General features: G+C 68.3%; 11 protein-coding genes and 1 riboswitch. Of the genes, 10 read left to right on the top strand and 1 reads right to left on the bottom strand.

What is annotated here, in order from left to right; genetic code table 11:
• The first annotated feature begins 187 nt into the window (after window positions 1–187).
• From ACFWU3_RS28385 to ACFWU3_RS28340, 10 genes are all read left to right on the top strand, one after another.
• The gene (locus tag ACFWU3_RS28385) at window positions 188–796 is read left to right on the top strand and encodes a CDP-alcohol phosphatidyltransferase family protein (protein ID WP_384443393.1); all 609 of its coding nucleotides are present in this window, start codon (window positions 188–190) and stop codon (window positions 794–796) included.
• 111 nt (window positions 797–907) lie between these two features.
• Window positions 908–3,403: a sugar phosphate nucleotidyltransferase gene (locus ACFWU3_RS28380; protein WP_384443391.1), complete on the top strand. Its 2,496-nt coding sequence runs from the start codon at window positions 908–910 to the stop codon at window positions 3,401–3,403.
• Window positions 3,404–3,500: 97 nt separating this feature from the next.
• Window positions 3,501–4,430 (top strand): DUF881 domain-containing protein, encoded by a 930-nt coding sequence (locus ACFWU3_RS28375; RefSeq protein WP_384443389.1) that lies wholly within the window; start codon window positions 3,501–3,503, stop codon window positions 4,428–4,430.
• Window positions 4,427–4,759, top strand: coding sequence for a small basic family protein (locus ACFWU3_RS28370; RefSeq protein ID WP_003970459.1), 333 nt, complete (start codon window positions 4,427–4,429; stop codon window positions 4,757–4,759). The genes ACFWU3_RS28375 and ACFWU3_RS28370 overlap by 4 nt, the downstream gene beginning before the upstream one ends.
• Before the next feature lie 113 nt (window positions 4,760–4,872).
• Window positions 4,873–5,781, top strand: coding sequence for a DUF881 domain-containing protein (locus ACFWU3_RS28365; protein ID WP_384443399.1), 909 nt, complete (start codon window positions 4,873–4,875; stop codon window positions 5,779–5,781).
• Between the two features lie 82 nt (window positions 5,782–5,863).
• On the top strand, window positions 5,864–6,814 hold the full coding sequence (locus ACFWU3_RS28360; protein ID WP_384443397.1) for an FHA domain-containing protein: 951 nt from the start codon (window positions 5,864–5,866) through the stop codon (window positions 6,812–6,814).
• A gap of 39 nt (window positions 6,815–6,853) precedes the next feature.
• Window positions 6,854–7,597 carry a MerR family transcriptional regulator gene (locus ACFWU3_RS28355; protein ID WP_384443387.1) on the top strand — a complete coding sequence of 248 codons (744 nt, stop codon included), beginning with the start codon at window positions 6,854–6,856 and terminating at the stop codon, window positions 7,595–7,597.
• 53 nt (window positions 7,598–7,650) lie between these two features.
• Window positions 7,651–8,124 (top strand): bifunctional nuclease family protein, encoded by a 474-nt coding sequence (locus tag ACFWU3_RS28350; RefSeq protein WP_005475662.1) that lies wholly within the window; start codon window positions 7,651–7,653, stop codon window positions 8,122–8,124.
• Window positions 8,125–8,291: 167 nt separating this feature from the next.
• A complete protein-coding gene (locus ACFWU3_RS28345) occupies window positions 8,292–8,888 on the top strand; it encodes a MerR family transcriptional regulator (RefSeq protein ID WP_384443384.1) in 597 nt (198 codons plus the stop codon).
• Window positions 8,889–8,939: 51 nt separating this feature from the next.
• Window positions 8,940–10,412 (top strand): DNA polymerase IV, encoded by a 1,473-nt coding sequence (locus ACFWU3_RS28340; protein WP_384443382.1) that lies wholly within the window; start codon window positions 8,940–8,942, stop codon window positions 10,410–10,412.
• Here ACFWU3_RS28340 and ACFWU3_RS28335 read toward each other — a convergent pair.
• Complete coding sequence (locus ACFWU3_RS28335) at window positions 10,322–10,756, bottom strand: PRC-barrel domain-containing protein (protein WP_313947576.1); 435 nt, start codon at window positions 10,754–10,756, stop codon at window positions 10,322–10,324. The genes ACFWU3_RS28340 and ACFWU3_RS28335 overlap by 91 nt on opposite strands.
• 63 nt (window positions 10,757–10,819) lie before the next feature.
• Window positions 10,820–10,915: riboswitch (glycine riboswitch) on the top strand.
• Window positions 10,916–11,071: the final 156 nt, after the last annotated feature.

Here is an 11,071-nt window from a genome sequence, read left to right as displayed (position 1 = left end):
CTGCAGGGGGGACCCTGTGGGAGAGTAGGACGCCGCCGAACAATCATTGTGGGAAGGCCCCGCACCTCTGGTGCGGGGCCTTTCTGCGTTCCGGGGCTTCTGCCGCTCACCCCTGTGCATCCGGCCATCCGGGCTGAGGGTAAGGTCGGGGAGCATCGTCGGCACGTTCCACACAGGAGGCCCCCGGGTGGAGGTCCAGGAGACCCGCGTTCAGACGGACCGGGTACTCACCATCCCCAACGTCCTCAGCATGGCGCGTCTTGCCGGTGTGCCGCTCTTCCTCTGGCTGATTCTCCGCCCCGAGTTCGGCGGACCCAAGAGTGACGGCTGGGCTTTGCTCGTCCTGATGCTGAGCGGCGTCAGCGACTATCTCGACGGCAAGCTCGCACGCCGATGGAACCAGATCAGCAGTCTGGGGCGGCTTCTCGACCCGGCTGCCGACCGGCTGTACATCCTGTCGACCCTTGTCGGTCTCACCTGGCGCGAGATCCTGCCACTGTGGCTGACCGCGGCGCTTTTGGCCCGGGAACTGATGCTCCTGGTGATGGTGGGAATCCTCCGCCGGCACGGTTATCCGCCTCCTCAGGTGAACTTCCTGGGCAAGGCGGCGACCTTCAACCTCATGTACGCGTTCCCGCTGCTGCTGCTCAGTGACGGATCGGGGTGGCTTGCGGCACTCGGTGCTATTTTCGGATGGGCCTTCGCCGGATGGGGTACAACTCTGTATTGGTGGGCAGGGATCCTGTATGTGGTCCAAGTCCGCCGCCTCGTCAAGGCGGACGCAGTCGCCGATTGACCCGTCGACGCGGAGCCGTGCAGCGTTGCCGGCCGCGGATGACCCCCGAGGGCCTCTTTGGACGGGTGGAGTCGGCCAGACCGTCATCTCGTCAAGGAGGACGCTTCCGACATGAAGGCCGTCGTGATGGCCGGTGGCGAAGGTACGCGACTTCGCCCCATGACCTCGAGCATGCCCAAGCCGCTCCTGCCGGTGGCAAACCGCCCCATCATGGAGCACGTGCTTCGGCTGCTCAAGCGGCATGGGCTCAATGAGACCGTCGTAACCGTGCAGTTTCTCGCTTCGCTGGTAAGGAACTACTTCGGTGATGGCGAAGAGCTCGGAATGGAGCTCACCTATGCCAATGAGGAGAAGCCGCTCGGCACCGCGGGGAGTGTGAAGAATGCCGAGGAAGCGCTGAAGGACGATGCCTTCCTCGTCATTTCCGGTGATGCCCTCACCGATTTCGATCTGTCCGACCTGATCGCCTTCCACAAGGAGAAGGGCGCGATGGTCACGGTGTGTCTGACCCGTGTGCCGAATCCTCTGGAATTCGGTATCACCATCGTGGACGAGGAAGGAAAGGTCGAGCGCTTCCTGGAGAAGCCGACCTGGGGTCAGGTTTTCTCGGACACCGTGAACACGGGTATCTATGTGATGGAGCCCGAGGTCTTCGACTATGTCGAGGCCGATGTGTCAGTGGACTGGTCCGGTGATGTCTTCCCGCAGCTCATGAAGGAAGGCAAGCCCATCTACGGCTATATCGCCGAGGGCTACTGGGAGGACGTGGGCACGCACGAGAGCTATGTGAAGGCCCAGGCCGATGTCCTCGAGGGCAAGGTCGACGTCGACATCGACGGTTTCGAGATCTCGCCCGGTGTCTGGGTCGCGGAGGGTGCGGAGGTACATCCGGACGCCGTGCTGCGCGGTCCTCTCTTCATCGGTGACTACGCCAAGGTCGAGGCCGGCGCGGAGATCCGCGAGCACTCGGTCATCGGGTCCAACGTCGTCGTCAAGAGCGGTGCGTTCCTCCACAAGGCCGTCATCCACGACAACGTCTACATCGGCGAGCAGTGCAATCTTCGTGGCTGTGTGATCGGGAAGAACACCGACGTCATGCGCGCCGCCCGGATCGAGGACGGCGCGGTCATCGGTGACGAGTGCCTCGTCGGTGAAGAATCGATCGTCCAGGGCAATGTGCGGGTCTACCCGTTCAAGACCATCGAGGCCGGCGCGTTCGTCAACACCTCGGTCATCTGGGAGTCCCGCGGTCAGGCCCATCTCTTCGGCGCCAGGGGTGTCACCGGCATCCTGAACGTGGAGATCACCCCCGAGGTGGCCGTGCGGCTGGCCGGTGCGTACGCGACGACCCTGAAGAAGGGGTCCACCGTCACGACGGCACGTGACCACTCACGTGGTGCGCGTGCCCTCAAGCGAGCGGTGATCTCGGCGCTCCAGGCCAGTGCCATCGACGTACGCGACCTGGAGAACGTGCCGTTGCCCGTCGCCCGTCAGCAGACGGCGCGCGGCAGCGCAGGCGGCATCATGATCCGTACGTCGCCCGGTGTACCGGACTCCGTCGACATCATGTTCTTCGACGAGCGTGGTGCCGACCTCTCGCAGGCCGGACAGCGGAAGCTGGACCGGGTGTACGCGCGCCAGGAGTACCGGCGTGCCTTCCCCGGCGAGATCGGCGACCTGCACTTCCCCGCCAGCGTCTTCGACTCGTACACCGGGTCCCTGCTGCGCAATGTCGACATCACGGGGATCGCCGATTCCAACATGAAGGTCGTCATCGACGCCTCCAACGGCAGCTCCGGACTCGTCCTCCCCAGCCTGCTGGGGCGGCTGGGTGTGGACGCGCTGACGATCAATCCGGGTCTCGACGAGTCCAGGCCGACCGAGTCGGCCGACACACGCCGGTCCGGCATGGTGCGCCTCGGCGAGATCGTGGCCTCGGCGCGGGCAGCCTTCGGGGTGCGCTTCGACCCGGTCGGTGAGCGGCTCTCCCTCGTCGACGAGCGCGGCCGCATCATCGAGGACGACCGGGCGCTGCTGGTCATGCTCGATCTGATCGCGGCGGAACGGCGCAGCGGGCGAGTGGCGCTGCCGGTCACGACGACGAGGATCGCCGAGCAGGTGGCGGCGTACCACGGCACCCAGGTGGAGTGGACGACGACATCGCCCGACGATCTGACGCGAGTGGGCCGCGAGGACACGACGATCTTCGGTGGTGACGGCCGTGGTGGCTTCATCATTCCGGAGTTCAGCAGTGTCTTCGACGGGTCGGCGGCTCTCGTGCGGCTGGTGGGCCTCGTGGCCCGTACGCAGCTCACGCTGAGCCAGATCGACGCCCGGATCCCGAAGGCGCATGTGCTCAAGCGCGACCTCGCGACACCGTGGGCCGTGAAGGGGCTCGTCATGCGCCGGGTCGTCGAAGCGGCCGGCGACCGGCATGTGGACACCACTGACGGCGTGCGCGTCGTCGAGGCGGACGGCCGCTGGGTCATGGTGCTGCCGGACCCCGCCGAGGCTGTCACTCATTTGTGGGCAGAAGGCCCCGATGACGCTTCGGCGCAGGCGCTGCTCGACGAGTGGTCCGCCGTGGTGGACAGCGCAGGTCAGTAGCGTGTGACAGGTGAGCCGGGAGTTGTCGCGCGACGGCTCCCGGCACACCGGTGGGGCCATTCGGCGGTAGCGGCTGCGACGTGCGACGATGTGCGGCATGTCGCAGCAGCCCCCCGTTCGGAGCACCGGCTCTCCACCCGCACGTCCCGATGCCTCCATGTCGCTGCTGACGAACGTGATGGAGCACAGTCTGGACGACGGGTACGCCGAGGCGTCGGCCCGCCGGGCGGCCGAGGGCGGCGGTCTGCCGCGTACGCTGCGCGCCAAGCTGGGACTGGCCGCCGGGCTCGTGCTCGCCGCCCTGGTCGTGACCGTGGGAGCCGCGAACGCGCGGATAGCGGCACCGGTGGTGGCCAAGGAGCGCGAGGAGCTCATCAACCGTATCGACGCGGAGACCTCGGACGCCGACGCGCTGGAGCGCAGCGTCGACAAGCTCCGTGACGACGTCGGAGACCGTCAGCGCAAGGCTCTGAAGACCCAGGGCGGCAACCAGGCTGATCTGGTCGCCCTGCTCGCGGGGGCCACCGAGGTCGAGGGTCCGGGCGTCAAGCTCGTCGTCGACGACGCCAAGGGCACCGAGCAGGGTGGTGACGGGCCGCGGGAGGACAGCGGTTTCAACGACACCGGCCGGGTGCGCGACCGTGACATGCAGCGGGTCGTGAACGGGCTCTGGGAGTCCGGCGCCGAAGCGGTGGCGATCAACGGGCAGCGGCTGACGGCCCTGTCCGCCATCCGTGCCGCGGGCGACGCCATACTGGTCGACAACAGGCCGCTGGTGCCGCCGTACACGGTGCTCGCGGTGGGGGACGGGAAGAAGCTGAGCACGGCGTTCCAGGACAGTGCGGACGGACAGTATCTGCACGCGCTCCAGGAGAACTTCGGGATCCGCTCCAGCATCTCGACCGAGGGCACGGTGCGTCTTCCGGCTGCTCCGAGCTTGATCGTACGAACAGCAGAGCCGAAAGCCGCCGGCGCCGGGACGGGCAGCGGGCAGGACACGGCTGACACAGGGAAGGGCACATCGTGATCGCCGTACTGGGCCTCGTCGTGGGAGTCGTGGTCGGACTGTTGGTCCGGCCCGAAGTGCCGGCGGTGGTCGAGCCCTATCTGCCGATCGCCGTCGTCGCGGCTCTGGACGCCGTGTTCGGTGGTCTGCGGGCCATGCTGGACGGCATCTTCGTCGACAAGGTCTTCGTCGTCTCCTTCCTCTCGAACGTCGTGGTCGCCGCACTGATCGTCTTCCTCGGTGACAAGCTGGGCGTCGGCGCGCAGCTCTCCACGGGTGTGGTCGTCGTGCTCGGTATCCGGATCTTCTCCAACGCTGCCGCGATCCGCCGGCATGTGTTCCGGGCGTGAGGCCGATGAACAGCGCAGAGAATCCGCAGGACGGGAACGCCCGGGACCGGAACGCGCAGGACGGGATTCCGCAGGACGGGAACCCGAAGGGCGAGGGCGGCATCAGTGAGGGTGTGACAGAAGAGGGTCCGCGCAGCGAGCGGCCGCAGGCCGGGGCGCCGCGGGCCGAACTGCCGCCGGAGAAGAGCCCCCAGGGGGAAAGCCGTGACGAACGGACGGCGGCGGCGTCGGCGTCCGCCGAGGAGCCGGTAGCGGCAACGGCGTCGGCGCCGCCCCCGCCGGGCGGCGATGGGGCCGGTGAAGAGACCGGCAGGCAGCGGCTGTTGGCCGGGCTCTGGCCCCCGCGTATCACCCGCGCCCAACTCACGGTCGCCGTGCTGCTGTTCGTCCTGGGGCTGGGCCTGGCCATCCAGGTGCGCTCCACCAGCGACAACAGTGCGCTGCGCGGAGCCCGCCAGGAGGACCTCGTCCGCATCCTCGACGAGCTCGACAACCGCACCCAGCGGCTGGAGGACGAGAAGCAGCGTCTGGAGGACCAGCGGGCCGAGCTGGAGAACAGTTCGGACCAGGCCGAAGAGGCGCGCAAGCAGACCCAGCAGAAGGAACAGCAGCTGGGCATTCTCGCCGGCACGGTCGCGGCGGAGGGCCCGGGTATCACGCTGACCATCCAGGACAAGTCCGGCACCGTGGAGTCGGACATGCTGCTGGACGCCATCCAGGAGCTGCGCGCTGCCGGTGCGGAGGCGATCCAGGTCAACGACATCAGGGTCGTCGCGGATACGCACTTCACCGGTACGGGCGGTGACATCGAGGTCGACGGGAAACGCATCACCGCCCCGTACGTCTTCAAGGTCATCGGGAAGCCGCAGGATCTCGAGCCGGCCCTGAACATCCCCGGCGGTGTGGTGCAGACACTGGAGAAGGAGCAGGCCACCGCCACGGTGGTGCGCTCGCAGAAGATCGTCGTGGACGCCTTGCGACCCGCGAAGCGGCCTGACTACGCTCGGTCGTCGGACCAGTGATGCGGGGGCGCATGGGGTCCGGCGGACCGGGGCAAGAGGTTGCGGGGGGTCGGCACATCGAAGGCGTGCGGTCTGGTGGAAACTGTCTGGTGGGTACGGACGTTGTGAGAATGTCCGGGTCGGCAGGTCCGATCATCGAGGGTTCGTCCTGCCCCACGGGCGGGTCTATTTCGGTCAAGGGGAATCGCCCGTGAAGTTGTTTGCGAAGTTGTTCGGCAAGAGCTCGCGCGAGGACGGCGGCAACGCCAGGCATCGCGCGCCGCGTCATGGCCAGGGTGAGGAGCAGGGCGGCGAGCGGCCGCTCTTCCGGGACGAGGTCTCCGGTCAGGGCGGTGACATTTCGGGCGGTCCGGGCGCGTCGTCTGTTGACCCTGCCGGTCCCGGCCGCATAGGTTTCGGGGAACCATCAACCTCGAGTACGGGTGGAGGGTTTGCCTCCGACCCGTATGCGACCAATCCCCACGCGGGGCAGCCGCGGCAGGAGGATCCGTCCATGTCGGCCTTGCCGGTTTGTACGAGGTGCGGTCACCGCAATGCCGAGTCCAGTCGGTTCTGCTCCAACTGCGGCGCGCCGCTGCGCGGCGGTGCGCCCGCCGAGCGGCCGTCCGAGACGACGTCGACCATCTCCATCTCCGGCCTCGAGGCGTACGACTCCGAGGTGACGGGCCAGACGCAGGTCCCGTCGCTCTCCCCGGAGGCCCAGGCGGCGGTCGACGCGCTGCCGCTCGGCTCCGCGCTCCTCGTGGTGCGCCGCGGACCGAACTCCGGAAGCCGCTTCCTGCTGGACGGTGAGCTGACCACGGCCGGCCGCCACCCGCAGAGCGACATCTTCCTCGACGACGTGACCGTGTCGCGGCGCCATGTGGAATTCCGGCGCGGGCCCGACGGCAGCTTCACCGTGGGGGACGTCGGCAGTCTGAACGGCACCTACGTCAACCGTGAACGGATCGACTCCGTCCTCCTGGCGAATGGTGACGAGGTCCAGATCGGCAAGTACCGACTGGTCTTCTACGCGAGCCAGAGGGGCCTGTAACCGTCCCCCGGACCCGGTCCGGGGGACCCAGGAAGGCACATGCGAACACCGAAGGGCGGTGCCGGTCACGGCACCGCCGCTGCGGCCGAGCGGCTGATGAGCATCGGTACGGTGCTCAGCGGGCTGCGCGACGAGTTCCCCGAAGTCACGATCTCCAAGATCCGGTTCCTCGAGGCGGAAGGGCTCGTCGAGCCGCGGCGCACCCCGTCCGGGTACCGCAAGTTCAGTCCGGAGGACGTCGAGCGTCTGGCGCAGGTGCTGCGGATGCAGCGCGATCACTATCTGCCGCTGAAGGTCATCCGCGAGCATCTCGACGCCGTGGCCCGCGGTGAGCAGGTCCAGCTGCCCGCACAGAGCACGCCGCGGGAGCTCCTGGACGGTGGTGACCGGGAGGCAGACGCCGAGCGCCGTACCGCCGCCCGGGTGGGCCGTGCGGAGCTGCTGGCCGCCGCCGGGGTGAGCGAGGAGGAGCTGACCGACTGGGAGTCGTACGGCCTCCTCGGCCGGCACGAGGACGGCGGATACGACGCCGAGTCGGTGACGGTCGCCAGGCTGGTGGCCGATCTGGGCAGATTCGGTCTGGAACCGCGTCATCTGCGGGCCATGAAGGCCGCGGCGGACCGCGAGGCCGGACTGGTGGAACAGGTGGTGGCACCCTTGCGGCGGCACCGCAATCCGCAGACCAGGGCACATGCCGAGGCCACCGTGAAAGAGCTCGCGGCCCTGTCCGTGCGGCTGCATGCGGCTCTGGTGCAGACGGCTCTCGGGGTGCGGCTCCACTGATCATGAACGTGCCCGACTACCCAAACCTGCCGAGCACGTCCTAGGGTTGCTGTGTGAACGAGCTCGACGTTGTGGGTGTCCGGGTTGAAATGCCCTCCAACCAACCGATCGTGCTCCTGCGTGAAGTGGGAGGCGATCGGTACCTCCCCATTTGGATCGGTCCCGGGGAGGCGACCGCCATTGCCTTCGCGCAGCAAGGCATGGCTCCTGCCAGGCCGCTGACCCATGACCTCTTCAAGGATGTGCTGGAGGCGGTGGGCCAGGAGCTCACCGAGGTCCGCATCACTGATCTGCGTGAAGGGGTCTTCTACGCGGAGCTGGTCTTCGCCAGCGGAGTCGAGGTGAGTGCGCGTCCGTCCGACGCCATAGCTCTCGCTCTGCGTACCGGTACGCCGATCTTCGGCAGTGACGGTGTGCTGGACGACGCGGGGATCGCGATCCCCGACGAGCAGGAGGACGAGGTGGAGAAGTTCCGCGAGTTCCTCGACCAGATCTCGCCTGAGGACTTCGGGACCAACAGCCAGTGACCGCCCAGCGGGGCGGCATCGGCACATTCGAGCAGCCTTTCCCCGAACCGAGGCACGGGAAACCACTCTCAGGGTGATTATCACTCGGCGTGCCGAGTGTGGCGATCGTTGACGCGCCCCTGGTGACTGCCTACCGTCGACATGGCAGGTCAAGGACGGAGGTCGGCGTGGACAGCAGCGGCGACGGTGCGGTGGGGGGCGCCCCCGGACGAGGTCCGGGGGAGAGCGGGCCGTATCCGCTCCACGGGAGTGCGGTCGAACCATCCACGGAGACGGTCGGCTATCGCGGTCCCACCGCGTGTGCGGCAGCCGGCATCACCTATCGGCAGCTCGATTACTGGGCCCGTACCGGCCTGGTCGAACCCAGTGTCCGCCCGGCGCACGGGTCGGGGACCCAGCGCCTCTACAGCTTCCGCGACGTGGTCGTCCTCAAGATCGTGAAGCGTTTCCTGGACACCGGTGTGGCGCTGCAGAACATCCGGACCGCGGTGCAGCATCTGCGGGCGCGCGGCTTCGCCGATCTCGAGCGCATGACGCTGATGAGCGACGGCGCGACGGTCTACGAGTGTTCCTCGCCCGACGAGGTCGTCGACCTCCTCCAGGGCGGTCAGGGCATCTTCGGGATCGCGGTCGGAGTCGTCTGGCGGGACGTCGAGGCGGCCCTGTCGCAGCTGCACGGCGAGCGGATCGACACCGGCGAGACCCTGGTCGGGCACAACCCGGCCGACGAGCTGGCCAGACGCCGACGCGACCGGGCGGTCTGAGCACACCTGGAAGCGGCCCCGATGTCAGTGGCGTAGGGCAGCATCGGAGGTGTGAGATTCGCGCCGACGATCCTGCATCTGGACATGGATGCCTTCTTCGCCGCCGCCGAGCAGGCGGCGAAGCCGAGTCTGCGCGGAAAGCCCGTGATCGTCGGCGGACTCGGCCCGCGGGGGGTGGTCGCCACCTGTTCGTACGAGGCGAGACGGTTCGGCGTCCATTCGGCGATGCCGATGGCCCAGGCTCGACGACTCGCGCCGAACGCCGCGTATCTCGTGCCCCGCTTCTCGCTCTACCGCACGATCAGCGAGCAGGTCATGGAGCTGCTGGGCCGGCTGTCGCCGCTGGTGGAGCCACTGAGCCTGGACGAGGCCTTCGTGGACCTGGAGGCGGGCGGCGCGGCGGACGACACCGCGTCGGCACGGGCCACCGGTGAGCAGCTGCGCGAGGCCATCCGCGCGGTGACGGGGCTGACCGGTTCGGTCGGTCTGGCGGGGTCCAAAATGCTCGCGAAGATCGCCTCGGAGCAGGCCAAGCCGGACGGCCTGGTGCTCATCGAGCCCGGTACGGAGCGTGAGCTGCTCGGGCCGATGTCCGTGCGCACCCTGCCGGGCGTGGGACCGGCCACGGGAGAGCATCTGCGCAGGGCCGGTATGACCACCTGTGCGGATCTGGCCGAGGCGGGCGAGGACGAGCTGGTGCGGCTGCTCGGCAAGGCACACGGGGCGTCCCTGTTCCGGATGGCCCTCGGCCATGACGACCGGGCCGTTGTGGCCGAGCGGGACACCAAGTCCGTGTCGGTGGAGGACACGTTCGATGTCGATCTGCACGACCGCGTCCGGATCAGGGTCGAGGTGGAGCGGCTCGCCGACCGGTGCGTGCACCGGCTGAGGGCTTCGGGGCACTCGGGCCGCACCATCGTGCTGAAGGTCCGGCGGTTCGACTTCTCCACGCTCACCCGCTCCGAGACGCTGCGCGGGCCCACGGACGACCCCGCCGTCGTGCGAGAAGCGGCGGGGAGGCTGCTGGAGTCCGTCGACACCACGGGCGGGGTGCGGCTGCTCGGGGTGGGAGTGACGGGCCTCGCGGACTACACACAGGAGGATCTCTTCGCGCAGGCCGCGGCGGCCGGTGAGCACAGCGCGGGGGAGCTCGCCGAGGGCGAGGCGGCGGAAGCGGCGGTGCCGCATCGGGAGGAGAAACCGGGCGAGCCGGAGCCCGAGGCGGCTCTCGCCGAGCGTCGCTGGCCCGCGGGCCATGACGTGCGGCATGCGCAGTGGGGGCCGGGATGGGTGCAGGGCAGCGGGATCGGGCGGGTCACCGTCCGGTTCGAGGAGCCGACCTCACCGCCGGGACGCGTGCGCACCTTCCGGGTGGACGACCCGGACCTGGAGCTGTCCGACCCACTGCCGCTGGTGACTGCCCCTGAGGGAGATCAGTCCTCCTGGCCGGCCACACGGCCGAAGGAGCGGTCGCCGGACGAGGGCGCGGGGGTGTCCGGCGGGGTCGAGAGATCGAGCCCGTAGTGGTGGTAGAGCTGAAGCTCCTGCTCCGGGGAGAGATGGCGGCCCACTCCGAAATCGGGGGCGTCCTTGATCAACGCGCGTTCGTACGGCACCCGTAGTCCGTTGTCGACGAACTCGCTCGGCTCCAGCGGGACGAAGGCGTCCCTGCTGAAGAGGCCGGTGCGGACGGCCGCCCATTCGGGTACGCCGGTGGCATCGTCGAGATACACCTCGTCCACAGTCCCGATCTTGGCCCCGTTGCGGTCGAACGCCTTGCGGCCGATCAGGCTGCGCGGATCGATGTCGGTCTGCACGGTCCCTCCAAGAGGTCGCAACTGCTCCGTAAATGATACGAAAGTGCACATCGAGGGTGTCGGCCACTTGAGCGATCGACGAGAGGACGCGCTGGTACGCTGACTAACGGCTGCTGACCCCGTGCGGGAGAGTCCACCGGAGGAAACGGTGGCGCCGAAGGAGCAAATCCTCCCCGGAATCTCTCAGGCACCCTGTACCGCACGGACGAGGTCACTCTGGAAAGCAGGGCGGGCGTCGGACGGCATCCGCTCTCACCGACGGTGAAAGCCGGGTTCCCTCGTGGGGATCCGGTGAAGCTCTCAGGTTGAGATGACAGAGGGGGAGGCCGTCCGGGTACCCGCGCCGTGGTGCCCCTCGCAGGTCGC

The sequence above is a fragment of the Streptomyces sp. NPDC058685 genome, from assembly GCF_042714725.1.
In the GTDB taxonomy this organism is placed as follows: Bacteria; Actinomycetota; Actinomycetes; order Streptomycetales; family Streptomycetaceae; genus Streptomyces.
This window is presented reverse-complemented; position numbering and strand designations above follow the sequence as displayed.

Bases quoted from the DNA above. Each gene is read 5' to 3' on its own strand.
- ACFWU3_RS28355 (WP_384443387.1), top strand. From the start codon at position 6,854: ATGCGAACACCGAAGGGCGGTGCCGGTCACGGCACCGCCGCTGCGGCC.
- ACFWU3_RS28375 (WP_384443389.1), top strand. From the start codon at position 3,501: ATGTCGCAGCAGCCCCCCGTTCGGAGCACCGGCTCTCCACCCGCACGT.
- ACFWU3_RS28380 (WP_384443391.1), top strand. From the start codon at position 908: ATGAAGGCCGTCGTGATGGCCGGTGGCGAAGGTACGCGACTTCGCCCC.
- ACFWU3_RS28335 (WP_313947576.1), bottom strand. From the start codon at position 10,756: ATGTGCACTTTCGTATCATTTACGGAGCAGTTGCGACCTCTTGGAGGG.